This window comes from Aquamicrobium sp. LC103 (genome assembly GCF_001014615.2).
GTDB lineage: Bacteria > Pseudomonadota > Alphaproteobacteria > Rhizobiales > Rhizobiaceae > LBCQ02.
The window spans coordinates 237,169-252,886 of record NZ_LBCQ02000002.1; the positions used below are offsets into that span (position 1 = coordinate 237,169).

The 15,718-nt window shown below is 63.5% G+C and carries 18 protein-coding genes; 11 read left to right on the forward strand and 7 right to left on the reverse strand.

The features are described 5' to 3' along the window. The first annotated feature begins 5 nt into the window (after window positions 1-5). From XW59_RS29260 to rnhA, 9 genes are all read left to right on the forward strand, one after another. Window positions 6-161, forward strand: coding sequence for a hypothetical protein (locus XW59_RS29260; protein WP_047143880.1), 156 nt, complete (start codon window positions 6-8; stop codon window positions 159-161). Window positions 162-167: 6 nt separating this feature from the next. Beyond that, entirely contained in the window at window positions 168-797 is a 630-nt protein-coding gene (locus tag XW59_RS04540) for a cytochrome c oxidase assembly protein (RefSeq protein WP_047143574.1), read from the forward strand. Between the two features lies 1 nt (window position 798). Beyond that, window positions 799-1,674 carry a cytochrome c oxidase subunit 3 gene (locus XW59_RS04545; protein WP_047143575.1) on the forward strand — a complete coding sequence of 292 codons (876 nt, stop codon included), beginning with the start codon at window positions 799-801 and terminating at the stop codon, window positions 1,672-1,674. An 88-nt stretch (window positions 1,675-1,762) separates the two neighbouring features. Next, on the forward strand, window positions 1,763-2,257 hold the full coding sequence (locus tag XW59_RS04550) for a L,D-transpeptidase family protein (protein WP_047143576.1): 495 nt from the start codon (window positions 1,763-1,765) through the stop codon (window positions 2,255-2,257). After that, entirely contained in the window at window positions 2,254-2,655 is a 402-nt protein-coding gene (locus XW59_RS04555; protein WP_047143577.1) for a DUF983 domain-containing protein, read from the forward strand. Before XW59_RS04550 ends, XW59_RS04555 begins: the two co-directional genes overlap by 4 nt. Continuing rightward, window positions 2,652-3,401 carry an SURF1 family protein gene (locus XW59_RS04560; protein ID WP_047143578.1) on the forward strand — a complete coding sequence of 250 codons (750 nt, stop codon included), beginning with the start codon at window positions 2,652-2,654 and terminating at the stop codon, window positions 3,399-3,401. The genes XW59_RS04555 and XW59_RS04560 overlap by 4 nt, the downstream gene beginning before the upstream one ends. 83 nt (window positions 3,402-3,484) lie before the next feature. Next, window positions 3,485-4,480 (forward strand): 4-hydroxy-3-methylbut-2-enyl diphosphate reductase, encoded by a 996-nt coding sequence (gene ispH / locus XW59_RS04565; protein WP_047143881.1) that lies wholly within the window; start codon window positions 3,485-3,487, stop codon window positions 4,478-4,480. 4 nt (window positions 4,481-4,484) lie between these two features. Next, window positions 4,485-5,453, forward strand: a complete 969-nt coding sequence (locus XW59_RS04570) for a homoserine kinase (RefSeq protein ID WP_047143579.1) — start codon at window positions 4,485-4,487, stop codon at window positions 5,451-5,453. Continuing rightward, complete coding sequence (gene rnhA / locus XW59_RS04575; RefSeq protein WP_047143580.1) at window positions 5,450-5,923, forward strand: ribonuclease HI; 474 nt, start codon at window positions 5,450-5,452, stop codon at window positions 5,921-5,923. Before XW59_RS04570 ends, rnhA begins: the two co-directional genes overlap by 4 nt. Before the next feature lie 7 nt (window positions 5,924-5,930). Here the strand turns inward: rnhA and XW59_RS04580 are convergent, their stop codons facing one another. After that, complete coding sequence (locus tag XW59_RS04580; RefSeq protein WP_047143581.1) at window positions 5,931-6,416, reverse strand: peroxiredoxin; 486 nt, start codon at window positions 6,414-6,416, stop codon at window positions 5,931-5,933. 81 nt (window positions 6,417-6,497) lie between these two features. After that, window positions 6,498-7,295, reverse strand: a complete 798-nt coding sequence (locus XW59_RS04585) for a protein-disulfide reductase DsbD domain-containing protein (protein WP_047143882.1) — start codon at window positions 7,293-7,295, stop codon at window positions 6,498-6,500. A 144-nt stretch (window positions 7,296-7,439) separates the two neighbouring features. Between XW59_RS04585 and XW59_RS04590 the strand changes: the two genes are divergently transcribed. After that, window positions 7,440-8,048: a YqgE/AlgH family protein gene (locus XW59_RS04590; RefSeq protein WP_047143582.1), complete on the forward strand. Its 609-nt coding sequence runs from the start codon at window positions 7,440-7,442 to the stop codon at window positions 8,046-8,048. Here the strand turns inward: XW59_RS04590 and XW59_RS04595 are convergent. Genes XW59_RS04595 through thrC form a run of 4 tightly spaced genes read right to left on the reverse strand, consistent with a single transcriptional unit; the run spans window position 8,039 to window position 14,253 of the window. Further along, window positions 8,039-10,960, reverse strand: a complete 2,922-nt coding sequence (locus XW59_RS04595) for an EAL domain-containing protein (protein ID WP_082137401.1) — start codon at window positions 10,958-10,960, stop codon at window positions 8,039-8,041. The genes XW59_RS04590 and XW59_RS04595 overlap by 10 nt on opposite strands. After that, window positions 10,929-11,522, reverse strand: a complete 594-nt coding sequence (locus XW59_RS04600) for a GNAT family protein (protein WP_047143583.1) — start codon at window positions 11,520-11,522, stop codon at window positions 10,929-10,931. Before XW59_RS04600 ends, XW59_RS04595 begins: the two co-directional genes overlap by 32 nt. Before the next feature lie 19 nt (window positions 11,523-11,541). Continuing rightward, window positions 11,542-12,834 carry a pitrilysin family protein gene (locus tag XW59_RS04605; protein ID WP_047143584.1) on the reverse strand — a complete coding sequence of 431 codons (1,293 nt, stop codon included), beginning with the start codon at window positions 12,832-12,834 and terminating at the stop codon, window positions 11,542-11,544. A gap of 6 nt (window positions 12,835-12,840) precedes the next feature. Continuing rightward, window positions 12,841-14,253 (reverse strand): threonine synthase, encoded by a 1,413-nt coding sequence (gene thrC / locus XW59_RS04610; RefSeq protein ID WP_047143884.1) that lies wholly within the window; start codon window positions 14,251-14,253, stop codon window positions 12,841-12,843. Between the two features lie 119 nt (window positions 14,254-14,372). On the opposite strand from thrC, the gene XW59_RS04615 reads away from it, so the two are divergent. Next, on the forward strand, window positions 14,373-14,942 hold the full coding sequence (locus tag XW59_RS04615) for a hypothetical protein (protein WP_047143585.1): 570 nt from the start codon (window positions 14,373-14,375) through the stop codon (window positions 14,940-14,942). Window positions 14,943-14,944: 2 nt separating this feature from the next. Here the strand turns inward: XW59_RS04615 and XW59_RS04620 are convergent, their stop codons facing one another. Next, entirely contained in the window at window positions 14,945-15,634 is a 690-nt protein-coding gene (locus XW59_RS04620) for an HAD family hydrolase (protein WP_047143586.1), read from the reverse strand. Window positions 15,635-15,718: the final 84 nt, after the last annotated feature.

The window sequence follows — 15,718 nt, forward strand, 5'->3', positions numbered from 1 at the left end:
ACGCAATGGACGATGATCGCGTGAATCTCACGGACGCGCAGAAGAAGGCGCGCAGAAATCGCAACATCGCGATCGGGTTGGCTCTCGCCGCGATGGTGGTGATCTTCTATCTGATCACCATCATAAAGCTGGGGCCTGGAATCCTCGAAAGGCCTATGTAGATCGTCATGACCAGCACGCCGAAAGACACCGACAGCCACAAACAGCGCTCGAACAGGACGGTCGCCCTTGCATGCGGCGCGTTTTTCGTCGGCATGATCGGCATGGCTTACGCGGCGGTTCCGCTCTACCAGATCTTCTGCCAGGTCACCGGCTACGGCGGTACGACCCAGCGTGTCGAGCAATATTCGGAGACGATTCTCGACCGCGACATCACCATCCGCTTCGACGCGAACACTTCCGGCGGTCTGCCCTGGGACTTCAAGCCGCAAGCCCGCGAGATGACGATCAAGATCGGCGAAACGGTGCAGGCCAATTACCAGGCCAAGAACACCTTCTCGCGTCCGACTTCCGGCCGGGCAAGCTTCAACGTCACGCCGGACCTGGCGGGCGCCTACTTCATGAAGGTGGAGTGCTTCTGCTTCACCGACACCGAACTGAAACCCGGCGAGTCCATGGACATGCCGGTGGTCTTCTACGTGGATCCGGAAATCCTGAACGTTCCGGAACTGAAGAACATCAAGACGATCACTCTTTCCTATACCTTCTTCCCGCTCGCCGGTTCGGAGCCGGTCGCCGCGGTCAAGAAGAATGGGGGGACCAGCGAACCTGTTGCCGATACTGAACTCGGGGGTTGAAATGGCAGACGCTCACGCAAAACATCACGACTATCACATTATCGACCCTAGCCCCTGGCCGTTCCTCGGGTCCGTCGGCGCCTTCATCATGGCGTTCGGCGGCGTCTGCTGGATGCAGGATCTGAAAGGCAATGAGTTTCCGATTTTCGGCGTGAATCTCGCCACGCCGTGGATTTTCTTCATCGGCCTCGCCGTCGTGCTCTACACTATGTATGGATGGTGGGCCGATACGATCAAGGAGTCCCTGCAGGGTCATCACACGCGCGTCGTGTCGCTGCACCTGCGCTACGGCATGATCATGTTCATCGCCTCCGAGGTGATGTTCTTCGTCGCCTGGTTCTGGGCCTTCTTCGACGCCAGCCTGTTCCCGAACGAGGCCGCGCAGGTCGCGCGCTCGGAGTTCCTCGGAGGCCAGTGGCCGCCGGCGGGCGTCGAGGTGCTCGACCCCTTCCACCTGCCGCTCTACAATACCGTCATCCTGCTGCTTTCGGGTACAACGGTGACCTGGGCGCACCACGCGCTCCTGCACAACGACCGCAAGGGCCTCGTCTGGGGTCTGGCGATCACGGTCGCGCTCGGTGTCCTGTTCTCCTTCGTGCAGGCCTATGAGTACATGACCGCGCCGTTCGAGTTCTCCAACTCGATCTACGGAGCGACGTTCTTCATGGCGACCGGCTTCCATGGCTTCCACGTCATCATCGGCACGATCTTCCTGCTGGTCTGCCTGCTGCGCGCGATGGCCGGGCAGTTCACCCCGCAGAAGCATTTCGGCTTCGAGGCGGCCGCCTGGTACTGGCATTTCGTCGACGTGGTGTGGCTGTTCCTCTTCGCCTCGATCTATGTCTGGGGTTCGGTCGGAGCGCCGATCGCGCACTGAATTCAGCGAGGAACTCTCGCTCGGGGAGGCGGCTGTGACGCACAGCCGCCTTTCTTTTTTTCGCGCGATGGTGCGAAATAGCGCGGTGATGTTCCGACGCGCCCATATCGCCGCCGCCTTCCTCGCCTTGTCGACACTTGGTGCGGCCTCGGCCGAACCGAAGGTGGATCTGGTGCTGGTGGAGAAGGCGGAACGGCGCATGGACCTGATGTCCGGCGAAATGATCGTCCGCAGTTTCGACATCGCCCTCGGGGGCAACCCGATAGGGCACAAGGAGCGCCAAGGCGATGAGCGCACGCCGGAAGGCCGTTACATACTCGACTGGCGCAATCCGAAGAGCGCCTTCACGAAGTCGATCCATATTTCCTACCCAAATGCCGACGATAAGGCGCGGGCAAGGAAAGCAGGAGTGGATCCCGGCGGCGACATCATGGTCCACGGTCAGTCCAAGGGCTACGGCTGGTGGGCGTGGCTCGTGCAATATTTCGATTGGACGAATGGCTGCATCGCGCTCAGAGACGAGGACATGAACGAGGTTTGGGACATGGTGGAGAACGGCACTCCGATAGAGATCAGGCCATGAGCGAACACGAAGATCATCGCGACCAGGCACTCTGGTCGCCGGTCGATCCCTTCAAGGCGGGGCTTTCCGGCCGCTGTCCGCGCTGCGGCGAGGGCAGGCTTTTCTCCGGCTTTCTCACTGTGGCGAAGGGCTGCCGCAATTGCGGGCTCGACTATTCCTTCGCCGATGCGGGCGACGGTCCGGCCGCCTTCGTGATCCTGATCATCGGCTTCATCGTGGTCGGGCTTGCGCTCTGGATGGAGGTGTCAGTCAATCCGCCGCTGTGGGTTCATTTCCTGCTCTGGATACCGCTGACGATCGTTTTGAGCCTCGTCGCGCTGCGCCTCATCAAGGGCCTCCTGATCGTGCTGCAATATCAGAACAAGGCGGCGGAAGGCCGTTTGGACGGCCAGGAATGAACGAAGCCACGCAACCGGGGATGCGCCGCGCGACGGCCATCGTGGTGCTCGCCGTCTCCGCACTGGCGCTTGCCGTGCTTCTGGCGCTCGGCACCTGGCAGGTGCAGCGCCTGCACTGGAAGGAAGGATTGCTGGCGACGATCCAGGAGCGGACGACATCGCAGCCGCACTCCCTCCAGGACGTTGAAACCCGGCTGACGACGACGGGAGACGTCGACTATTGGCCGGTGCGGGTCGGCGGCGTGTTCCATCACGAGGGCGAGCGGCATTTCTTCGCCACCTGGAAAGGCGCCAGCGGTTATTTCGTCCATACGCCGCTCGAGCTCGACGACGGCCGCCTGATCTTCGTCAATCGCGGTTTTGTGCCCTTCGACCGCAAGGACCCGGCGACGAGGCCCGAAGGTCAGGTGCAGGGTCGCGTGGAGATACTCGGCCTGGCGCGGGCGGCGATCACGGAGAAGCCCTCCTTCATCGTCCCGGACAACGACCCCGCGAAGAACATCTTCTACTGGAAAGATTCGCGGGCGATGGCGGCCACCTCCGGGGTCGGCGCGCCGGACGACTATGTCGGCTTCTTCATCGATGCCGATGACGCACCGAATCCAGGCGGACTGCCGGTCGGCGGTGTCACGATGATCGACCTTCCGAACAATCACCTGCAATATGTCGTCACCTGGTACGGGCTGGCGGCGGCGCTGTGCGGCGTCGTCGGTGTCTGGCTGTGGCGAATGAGGAAGGTAACGTGAGCCCGGCCGGGGCTTGACATGGCGGGTTGCCAAACGCCATCTGCGCCATGCACAGGAAAGCGGCGAACCTGCCCGGAGAAGACATGAAGAGACCACTTACGATCAGGCTTTGCGGCCCGCGCGGCTTCTGCGCAGGGGTGGACCGCGCGATCCAGATCGTCGTCCTGGCGCTGAAGAAATATGGCGCGCCGGTCTATGTACGCCACGAGATCGTGCACAACCGCTATGTGGTCGAAGGCCTGCAGGCGCGGGGCGCGGTCTTCATCGAGGAGCTTGACGAGATACCGCCGGAACATCGCGACTGCCCGGTGGTCTTTTCCGCCCACGGTGTTCCGAAATCGGTTCCCGCCGATGCCGAAGCACGCAGTCTCTTCTATCTCGACGCAACCTGTCCGCTCGTCTCGAAAGTGCACAAGCAGGCCATGCGCCACCAGCGGCTCGGCCGCCACGTCCTTCTGATCGGCCATGCCGGCCATCCCGAGGTCATCGGCACGATGGGCCAGCTTCCCGTGGGTGCGGTGACGCTCGTGGAGACGGAAGAGGACGCGATGCGCCTTGCCCGGCCCGAAGGCGAGGAACTCGGCTTCGTCACGCAGACCACGCTTTCGGTGGACGATACGGCGGGCATCATCCGCGCGCTGGAAAAGCGATTTCCCGACATCAAGGCGCCGGCCGCGGAGTCCATCTGCTATGCGACCACCAACCGGCAGGACGCGGTCAAGGAAGCCGCGCCCGGTTCCGACCTCTTCCTCATCGTCGGCGCGCCGAACTCGTCAAACTCCAAGCGGCTCGTCGAGGTCGCCGAACGCGCCGGCGCGCATCGCGGACTGCTGGTGCAGCGGTCGAGCGAGATTCCCTGGGACGAGATCGGCGATATCTCCACGCTCGGCCTGTCAGCGGGCGCTTCCGCGCCGGAGATCATCGTCGACGAGATCGTCGACGCGTTCCGCGAACGCTTCGACGTGACGGTGGAACTCGCGATAACGGCGGTGGAAACCGAGAATTTCCCGGTCAACCGCGTGCTGCGCGACGTGGAGCTCACTTCGGCCGACATGGCCTTCGTCAACGGAAGCGCCTGAGCGCATGGCCGTCTACACCGACATCACCGAGGTCGAGCTCGGCACCTATCTCAAGGACTATGCGATCGGCGACCTGCTGTCCTACAAGGGCATCGCCGAAGGCACGGAGAACTCGAACTACATCCTTCACACCACCGCCGGGTTCTTCATCCTCACGCTCTACGAAAAGCGGGTCGAGCGTTCGGAACTGCCGTTCTTTCTCGGGCTGATGGAGCATCTGGCCAAGCGCGGCATTTCCTGCCCGCTGCCTGTCCACCGCAGCGACGGCGAGGTCATCGGCGAGCTTGCCGGAAGGCCGTGCGCGATCATCACCTTTCTCGAGGGCATGTGGCCACGCCGCCCAACCGCCATGCATTGCCACGAGGTGGGCGTCGCGCTGGCCGCGATGCACGTCGCCGGGGCGGATTTCCCGCTTACCCGGCCGAATGCCCTTTCGCTGCCCGGATGGCGGCAACTGTGGGAAATGTCGCGCGAGCGCGCCGGTGAGGTAGAGCCGGCGCTGGCGAGCGAGATCACCGCCGATTTCGCGCTCATCGAGCGCGAATGGCCCACGGATCTGCCGAAGGGCGTCATCCATGCCGATCTTTTCCCCGACAATGTCTTCTTCCTCGGCGAGAAGCTCTCGGGGCTGATCGACTTCTATTTCGCCTGCAACGATTTCTTCGCCTATGACGTCGCGACATGCCTGAATGCCTGGTGCTTCGAGAAGGATCATTCCTTCAACCTCACCAAGGGAACCGCGCTGCTCGCGGGCTACCAGGCCGTGCGGCCGCTGTCTCCCGCCGAGATAGCGGCGCTGCCGCTGCTTTGCCGCGGCTCGGCGCTGCGCTTCATGCTGACCAGGCTCTATGACTGGCTGACCGTTCCCGACGGTGCCCTGGTGCAGAAGCGCGACCCGATCGAGTATATCCGCAAGCTGCGTTTCCACCGGCAGATCGCCTCCGCCTCCGAGTACGGCGCGGCAACGCCATGAAGTCGGTTGAGATTTTCACGGACGGCGCGTGCTCCGGCAATCCGGGGCCGGGCGGCTGGGGCGCCATCCTGCGCTACAACGGCGTCGTCAAGGAGCTTTCCGGCGGCGAGGCCGACACGACCAACAACCGCATGGAGCTGCTGGCGGCGATCTCGGCGCTCGAGGCGCTGCGCGAGCCGTGCAAGGTCGATCTCTACACCGACAGCAACTATGTCCGCGACGGCATTTCCGGCTGGATCGAGGGCTGGAAGAGGAACGGCTGGAAGACGGCTGCCAAGAAGCCGGTGAAGAATGCGGAGCTCTGGCAGGCGCTCGACGAGGCGCGCAAGCGCCACAAGGTCACCTGGCATTGGGTGAAGGGCCACGCCGGCCACCCGGAGAACGAGCGCGCCGACGAACTGGCCCGGCTCGGCATGGCGCCGTTCAAGAAGCGTCCGGCGAGGCCGGTTCCAGCCTCGCCGAAGGTATGATTCGACTTTAGAGCTGCTCGATGATCCTGGCGGCCGAGGATTCGACCGCCTGTCCCGGGGAGTCCTCGATGTTGAGGGCGGTGACCTTGCCGTCGTCGACGATCATCGAGAAGCGCTTGGAGCGCGTGCCCATGCCGGCGGCCGAAAGGTCGATGTCGAGGCCGGCCGCCTTCACGAAATCACCGCTGCCGTCCGCGAGGAACAGGAGCTTGCCTTCGCCGCCGGTGAAGCGCGCCCAGGCGTTCATCACATGCACGTCGTTGACCGCGACGACCGCGATCGTGTCGACGCCCTTGGCGAGGATCGCGTCGTGGTTCTCCAGATAGCCGGGCAGGTGATTGTTGCTGCAGGTCGGCGTGAATGCGCCGGGGACGCCGAAGAGGACGACCTTCTTCCCGCTGAATATCTCCGAGCTGGAAAGCTCCTTCGGGCCGTCCGTGGTTGCGGCCTTGAACTTCGCTTCGGGCAGTTTGTCGCCAACGGAAATGGTCATCAGAAACCTCTGTGTATCTACGGTTGAGATGGTTGAAAGGGCTATCCGGTCGAAAGCCCGAAGGCAATGGAAGATAGAGGATCAGTTGCCGATGGCCAGAGTGCCGGAGACCGCGCCCTTGCTCGTCGCCAGCGTATAGTGGGCGGTGTCGCCATGCAGATCCTTCGGCGCGACCTCGACCGGCACCTCGAACAACGTCCCCCCGTCGCCCTTCGCCCGCTTCGGGCTGCCGAGCACATAGGCGTCGGTCCCGGCGATGAACAGATCCGTCACCTCGACGCCTTCCGGCACCTTTGCCTCGACGACGATATGCGAGGGGCTGGTTTTCACCGTTTCGGCGCGCAGTTCGCCCGCCTTGGCGGGAAGGGCGGCGAAGGCCGCCTCGACGATCGCCGCACTCTCGGGATCGGACTGCCCGGTGTGGACTTCGACGCTGAGCCGCGCCTGGACCGGAATGCAGATATCCTGGCAGACGCCCAGGAACACGTCCGCCTCGATCGTCCCGGGATCACGCGCCTCATCCCGTTCCAGCGTGACCGCGAAGGAGACCGGCCGGCCGTATCCCGCCCAGACGGAATAACCGTCGTCGAAATGCTCGGGTACGGGAAACTCGATCTCGGCATGTTCAATGCCGCTGCCATGATCGAAGGAAATGGAAGGCGGCACGCCTGAATCGCCCGGATCGCGCCAATAGGTCTTCCATCCCGGCTCGAGCTGGATTTCCAGCGCGGCGCGCATTTCCCTGGCGCCTTCCGGTGCCTGCTCGGTCACCAGCCTGATCCTCATTCCCTCGGTCTCGTGCCAGTCGCTGGAGGCGGCGTGGGCAAGGAAAGGGATGGCGGCAACGGTCGCGGCTGCCAGTAGGATGGTGATTTTCATGAGCCGGAACATCTTCGTTTCGCCGAGGTTTCGCAATCGCCGGGAAGCGCGCACGGTATCATTTTTATGTGAGTGGGAACTCTCCGCGAACCTGCGCATCTCTGACGCCTTTCAAGAAACGCTGAAAGAAGGTACGCTGCAAGCATGGATCTGCTGGATCGAAAGAAAAGCGGCGAGCAGCGCGGCTTCCTGGACAATCAGTTCCTCATCGCCATGCCGGGCATGAAGGACGATCGCTTCGCGCGTTCCGTCATCTATGTCTGCGCCCACAGCGAGGAGGGCGCGATGGGACTGATCATCAATCAGGTCCAGCAGATGCAGTTTCCCGATCTCCTGGTACAGCTAGGGCTCCTGGACGAGGAGGAGGCGATCCGCCTGCCGCCCCGGGCCCGCGATTTCCTGGTGCGCCACGGTGGGCCGGTGGACCGCAGCCGTGGCTTCGTCCTGCACACCGACGACTATATGGTGGAATCCTCCATGCCGGTCTCGGAGGACGTCTGCCTGACGGCGACCGTGGACATCCTGCGCGCGATCTCCATCGGCACCGGTCCCCGCCACGCCATCATGGCGCTCGGCTATTCCGGCTGGGGTGCGGGACAGCTCGAATACGAGATCGCCGAGAATGGCTGGCTGACCTGTCCGGCAAGCCCGGAACTGCTCTTCGATCCCGACATTGAGCGCAAATACGACCGTATTCTCGCCTCCATCGGGATCAACCCGGCGCACCTCAGCACTTCTGCCGGTCACGCCTGAGCGAGCGGATATTGCTCCTTCAGTAGGCGGGCGGCCGCCTCCGCGTTCATCGGCTGGCCGAACATGAAGCTCTGAACGTATTCGCAGCCCATCTGGCGCAGCTGCAACGCGTCGTTCTCGTCCGCGACGCCCTCGGCGACCACCGAGAGGCCGAGTTCGTGCGCCATGTTGACCATGGAGCGCAGGAGGACGGTGCGTTTGGGGCTCTGATCGTCGACGAAGCTCTTGTCGATCTTGATCGTGTCGAAGGGGAAGCGCGTCAGGTAGGAAAGCGAGGAATAGCCGGTTCCGAAATCGTCGAGCGAAAGGCCGATGCCGAGCTGCTTGAGCTTGGCAAGCACATGCGCCGATTGTTCGGGATTGTCCATTACCAGCGATTCCGTCAGCTCCAGCCGGAAGCAGCGCGGCTTGAGATTGGCCCGCGCGATCACCGAACGGACGTCGCTGACGAGGTCGCGCCGGATGAGCTGCCTGCTCGACAGATTGACCGAGACCGAAAGCGGCACATTGCCTATCTGCTTCTGCCATTCATGCAGGTCGTCGGCCGCCCGCTGCATGGCGAAGAGCCCCAGTTGCACGATCACGCCGCAGCTTTCTGCAACCGGAATGAAATCCGTCGGCGGTATGGTTCCGCGGCGCGGATGCTCCCAGCGCAGCAGTGCCTCGAAGCCGGCGATCGACCGGTCCTCGAGCCGCACGATCGGCTGATAGGCGAGCGTGAACTCGGAGCGCTCGATGGCGCGGCGCAGGTCCGATTCGAGCTGCAGGCGGTCGGTTCCGACCGAGCGGAAGGCAGGCCGGAACGGCTCGATGCGGTCGCCGCCGAAGCGCTTGGCCTGGTGCATGGCGAGCTCGGCGTCCTTCACCATGTCGTCGGCGGAAGTCTGGGATGAGGTCCAGGAGACGAGGCCGACGGAGGCGGTCAGCACGATCTCGCGCTTGGCGAAGGTGATCGGCGCGCTGATCGCCTGCTTGATCGCGTCGGCGACCGCGGCGATGCGCACCGGGTCCTGCTCGGAAAGCAGCATCATCGCGAACTGGTCGCCGGCAAAGCGCGAAAGCGAATCGCGCGGCTTCAGCAGGCGGTGCAAGCGCCTTGCGATCGTCAGCAGGATGGTGTCACCCGCCGATATGCCAAGCCCGTCATTGACCTGCTTGAAGCGGTCGATGTCGATGACGAAGACGGTCGGCCTTATGCTCTCCTCGGTTCTCGCTATCGAGATGACCGCCTCGAGCCCGTTGAGGAAGAGTTCCCGGTTGGGCAGGCCGGTGAGGTTGTCGTGCACGGCGTCGTGCAGCAGGCGCTCTTCGGCCTTCTTGTGCTCGGTTACGTCGACCAGGGTTCCGACGCAGCGGATGACCTCGCCGTCGGAGCCGATCACAGGCCGGGCGCGCAGCGCGAACCAGTGATAGTGGCCGTCGGCGCCGCGCAGGCGGAACATCTGTCCGACACGGCCGCGGCGGTGTTCGAGAATGACGTCGAGCGTCGTTCGGAAGCTGTCGCGATCCTCGGCGTGGAGGGCCGGCAACCAGTTGCGGGCGGGGCCATGGAGGCTGTTCAGCGGCAGGCCGAGCTGACGGCTGATGTCGGGCTTGGTGATGACGCGGTCGCGAAGCACGTCCCAGTCCCAGACGATGTCGCCGGCGCCGGTGACGGCGAGCGCCTGGCGCTCCATGTCGCTGAACAAGCCCTGATGAAGCGCGCCGCCGGCGAAGGCGTGCTGCATGACCGTGAAGCCGATCAGCAGGATGATGAGGATGAGGCCGCCGCCGAGCGCCGGCTGGACGATGTCGTTGTCGAGAAGGCCAGTCACCGCCATCCATGCGCCGACGAGCCACAGCAGGATCATCATCCAACTCGGTACCAGCATGATCGCGCGGTCGTAGCCCTTGAAGGCCATATAGGCGATGAGGCCGATGCCGACGACGGCGGTCATCGCGAACGAGATGCGGGCGATGCCCGACGCGATCGCCGGGTCGAAGACGGCGACGCCGGCAATCATGAACAGGGTGAACACCCAGGCGAGCACGCCGTAGCTGAAATGCCAGTGCCAGCGATTGAGGTTGAGATAGGTGAACAGGAAGACGACGAAGGTCGCCGCCAGCGCCACCTCCGTTCCCGCGCGCCATATCTGCTCGTTGCCCGGTGTGATCTCGAGTATCTTGTTCAGGAAACCGAAATCGATGGAGATATAGGCGAGGATCGCCCAGGCCAGCGCGGCGGTCGCCGGGAACATGGAGGTTCCCTTGACGACGAAGAGGATCGTCAGGAAGAGCGCCAGCAGGCCGGCGATGCCGATGACGATTCCCCGGAAGAGAGTGTAGGAATTGATGGTGTCCTTGTAGGCTTCGGGCTCCCAGAGATAGACCTGCGGAAGCTTCTGCGCCGAAAGCTCGGCGACGAAAGTGACGACCGATCCCGGATTGAGCGTGACGAGGAAGACGTCGGCCTCGTTGCTCGCCAGGCGGTCCAGCGCGAAGCCTTCGCTCGGGGTAATTGCCGCTATGCGGCTGGAACCCAGATCGGGCCAGATCATGCCGGAGCCGACCAGGCGGAAGTGCGGCGCCACGATCAGTCGATCGATCTGCTGATCGGTCGAGTTGGCCAGCGCGAAGACGGCCCAGTCGCCGGTGGAGCGCTCGTCCTTGGCCTCGACCTCGATGCGCCTGACGATGCCGTCTATGCCGGGAGCCGTGGAAACCTGGAAGTTCTGGCCCTGGTTGCGGTAGATTTCCACCGCCCCGGAGAGGTTGAGCGCTATGTCCTCGCGCGAGATCTTGATGGGTTCGATCGCTTGCGCCGGCGCCGTCCACGCCGCCAGGAGCGCAAAAAATGCGGCTATGATCAGCCAGCCGGATCGGGTCGTTACCGCCAATGCTTCAGCCTCGTCTTGCGCTGGTCCGATGCTCATCGGCAATCAGGGCGTAGAGAAAGTGATTCTGCCAGATACCGTTGATCCGCAGATAGGAACGCAGAAGTCCTTCGCGCCGGAATCCGGCTTTTTCAAGCACACGTATGGACCGTGCATTGTCGGGGATACAGGCTGCCTCCACCCGGTGCAACCTCAAGGTATTGAAAGCGTAGTCGAGCAGGGCGGCGATCGCATCCTGCATGTAGCCCTGTCCGGCATAGCGCTCGCCCATCCAGTAGCCGATCTGCGCCGATTGCGAGACGCCGTGACGGATGTTGCCGATGGTTATGCCGCCGATCAGCCTGTTTTTCTCGAGTTCGAAGATCAGGAACGCGATGGCGGTGCCGCGTGCGTATTCCTCACGATAGCGATGGACCCGATGCCGCCAGGCGGAGCGTTCGAGCTCGTCGGGTGACCAGCGAGGCTCCCATGGCTCCAGAAACGCCCGGCTTTCGCCGCGCAGCGTCGCCCATTCATGGTAGTCGGAGAATTCCGGCAGGCGCAACAGCGCTCGCCGGCCCTTGATCTGAAACTGCGGCCTGCGGAGGAAGGGCAGGGCCATCTTGCCGCTCTCGAATGCTTCAGACGGCCAGCTTGCGGGCGCCTGGAAGGTCGCCCGTCAGCGTATCGCCGATCGCCTGGAAGGGCGGAAGCGCGCCGATCGGGCCCACGGCTGCGAGCGTCGGCTTTGTCGAGAACAATCGCGAGGAGAGGTCCGTCAGCCGTTCCACCGTGAGCTTCGACAGACGGTCGACCAGCTCTTCCGTGCCGATCGGACGGCCGAAGAGCAGGAGCTGCCTGGCGATTTGGGAGGCACGGCTCGCCGCGCTTTCGTGCGACATCATCAGGCCGGCACGGTATTGCGCGCGGGCGCGGTTGAGCTCTTCCTGGCTGATGCTCTCGCCGGCGCGCTGCAGTTCCTGGACGATCACCGGCACCAGTCCGGCGATGTCTTCCTTGCCCGTCGCCGCGTGGACGCCGAATATCCCGGTGTCCGAAAAACCCCAATGGAAAGCATAGACCGAATAGCAGAGGCCGCGCTTTTCGCGGACTTCCTGGAAGAGACGCGACGACATTCCGCCGCCGAGGATCATGGACAGGACCTGCGAGGCATAGAAGTCGCGTACGTGATAGGCGCGGCCCTCGAAGCCGAGCACGATCTGCGCGTCCATGAGGTCGCGCTGCTCGCGATAGTCGCCGCCGACATAGTTGGCATAAGGCGGCGGCACGCTCTCGGCCCTGGCGCGGAACTGGCCGAGACGCTTCTCGACCTCGCGCACGAAATCGTCATGGTTCACGCCGCCGGCGGCGACCACCACCATGCGGTCGGCTGCGTACTGGCGTTGCATGAACGTGTGCAATTGCTCGGAGGTGAAGGAACGGACCGTCTCCGGTGTTCCGAGGATGGAGCGTCCGAGGGTCTGGTGCCGGAATGCGGTCTCGGTGAAACGGTCGAAGACGATGTCGTCCGGAGTGTCGTGAGCAGCGCCGATTTCCTGAAGGATGACGTGTTTTTCGCGCTGCAGTTCGTCCGGGTCGAATTGGGAGTCGGTCAGTATGTCGGCGAGGATGTCTATGGCGAGCGGAACGTCGTCTTTCAGGACGCGGGCGTAGAAGGACGTGGTCTCCACGCTGGTTGCCGCATTGATCTCCCCGCCCACATCCTCGATCTCCGAGGCGATCTTCCAGGCACTGCGCCGCCCGGTTCCCTTGAAGGCCATATGCTCCAAGAGATGGGCCATGCCGTGCTCGTCGTCACGCTCGTCCCGAGATCCGGATTTCACCCAGACGCCGAGAGCGACGGATTCGATGTGGGGAAGGGTTTCGGTGGCGACTGTCAGGCCGTTCGACAGACGGCTTACCTCAACACCCATATAGGCTCAACTCCCTGCACTCTGTTGGGTCGCCCTGGTGAGACGGCCGATGTGATCTTCCAACATTTTCGGGTCGGATGGAAGCACCGTAAATCTCTCCGGCCTTTCCATCAAATCTCCGAGCCATGTGGGCAGTGCCGGCTCGGTTCCGCAGGCGGCCTTCACCGCTGCCGGGAATTTCGCCGGATGCGCCGTCGCGAGCACGATCATCGGTGTTTCGGATTTGCCGCGCCTGCGCGCGACATGAGTCGCCGTCGCGGTATGGGGATCGAGGAGATAGCCGGTTCCGGCTAGCACCGCGCGGATCGTCTCGGCGGTCTCTTCCATAGAGGAGCGGCCCGCGTCGAATTCCTCGCGGATGACGGCCAGCGTATTTTGCTCGATGGTGAAGGCGCCGGACTGCTTGAGGCTGTCCATGTAACGCCGCACGGCGATGGCATCGCGGCCCGCCGCCTCGAAGAGCAGCCGCTCGAAATTGGACGAGATCTGGATGTCCATCGAGGGCGAGGTGGTGGCGACGACGCCGCGCGTCTCGTATTCGCCGGACGCGAGCGTGCGGGCCAGAATGTCGTTGTCGTTCGTCGCGATCACCAGGCGCTCGATCGGAAGGCCCATGCGCTTTGCCGCGTAGCCCGCGAAGATGTCGCCGAAATTGCCGGTCGGAACGGTGAAGGAAACCTTCCGATCCGGCGCGCCCAGCGACATCGCCGACGAAAAATAGTAGACGATCTGGGCCATGATCCGCGCCCAATTGATCGAGTTGACGCCGGAAAGCGATACGCGGTCGCGGAAGGCATGGTTGTTGAACATGCTTTTCACCAGCGACTGGCAATCGTCGAAATTCCCCTCGATGGCGAGCGCATGGACGTTTGCCGCCGTCGAGGTTGTCATCTGCCGTTGCTGCACCGGCGAGACCTTGCCGTGCGGGAAGAGAATGAAGATGTCTGTACGCTCGCGCCCGGCGAACGCGTCGACCGCCGCGCCGCCCGTGTCGCCGGAGGTGGCGCCCGCTATCGTCGCGCGCTCGCCGCGCTCGGCGAGCACATGGTCCATCAACCGTGCCAGCAATTGCATGGCGACGTCCTTGAAGGCGAGCGTCGGGCCGTGGAAAAGCTCCAGCGTGAACTCGTTCGCTCCGGTCTGCACGATGGGACAGACAGCGTCGTGGCGGAAGGTGGCGTAGGCCTCGCGCACGATGGCGGCGAAGGTCTTTTCATCGATCTCGCCGCCGAGGAAGGGCGTCAGCAGGCGGATGGCGAGGTCGGGATAGGACAGGCCGCGCATGGCACGGATCTCTTCCGGGGTGAAGCTTGGCCATTCCTTCGGAACGTAGAGACCGCCGTCGCGTGCAAGCCCGGCGAGCAACGCATCGCAGAAGCCGAGATCGGGCGCATTTCCCCTGGTGCTTATGTAACGCATGTTTACCTGTCCGTGGCGGCGGCTGACGAGAAAGCCGTCGAAAAAGCGCAATCCGTCGGTCGCAATTTCATTGCGCGGTTGATATAGAACAGCAGCTTTGCTTGAGGGAAGTGCAGTTTATGGCTTTTTGGACCGACGATCTCAGGAAAATCGCTGGAGTTGCCGCGGCCGGCTTGATGCTTGCGACCGCCGGCTGCCAGTCCGGAAACGTGTTGGGAATTGGCGGCGACGCGACGCAGACCGCGGCGAGCGACGAGCGCATAACCGTCGAGGAGCTGCGCGCCTACTGCCCGGCGACCGGCTTGCGCGAGGGCATGTCCTTCCACCGCTCCTATCAGGGCAACGCGGAGGGCGACGCGTCGAAGCTGATCTACCAGGCGACGATCACCGACATCACTCGAAGCTGCACTTATGAAGGCAACACGTTGCGGATGAACGTTGCCATCGCGGGCCGGATCATTCCGGGACCGGTGGGGAAAGCCGGCACGATACGCCTGCCGATCAGGGTTGTGGCGGCGAGGACCGGAGAGGTGCTCTACTCGCAGACTCATAATTTCGAGGTCAACGTCGCCGACACCGTCGGCGCGACCCAGTTCGTATTCAACGACGCCAACGTCACCTTCCCGATGCCGTCCCGCCCGAACGTCCAGGTGTTCGGCGGGTTCGACAAGGGCGACGACAGCTTCTGAGCTCACGCGTCCTCGGACCATTCCGCGAGCGCCGAGAGAACGCCGTCCAGATCGGCCATGCGCCGGATAACCGTCTCGGCGCCGGCCTCGGTCAGCGCATCGGCGTGGCCCGGATGGGTGTGCGACCCACCGGTGAAGCCGATCACCCGCATGCCCGCGGCCTTGGCTCCCGCAATGCCGTGGATCGAGTCCTCGACGACGAATGTTTTGCGCGGATCGGCGCCGAACTGCTCGGCGGCGTAGAGGAACACGTCCGGCGCGGGCTTCGGCTTCTTCGTCGGCGTCTCGAGCGAAGAGTAGATGTGACCTTGGAAGAAGGGCAGGAGCCGCGTGCGCTCGAGCATCGCGTTGAGGCGTTCCGTCCTCGAATTGGAGCAGATGCAGCGCTTGGTCCTGATCGCCGCCACCGCCTCGTGCACGCCGTCGATCGCACGCACCTCGGCGCGAAGCCGCCGGTCGACCAGTTCCTCCACCTCCTCGATCATCGTCGCCTGGAAGAGCAATTGGCTCTCCTTCTCGATGCGGAGCATGATGTCCTTGAAGGTGAGGCCCGCATAGGCGCGTGCCAGCTCTTCGGCATCGATCGGAAAGCCGGCCGCCGTCAGCATTTCCGATTCGACGCGTGCCGCCACGATTTCCGAATCGACCAGAACCCCGTCGCAGTCGAATATGACAAGATCGGTCCCTGACATGATGCTCCAATCGTTTTGGTGAGGAGTGAAACGGCGAAGGCCGTGGGCGCTGGAAGCCGGCGGCATACAACATCGCCATCCGAA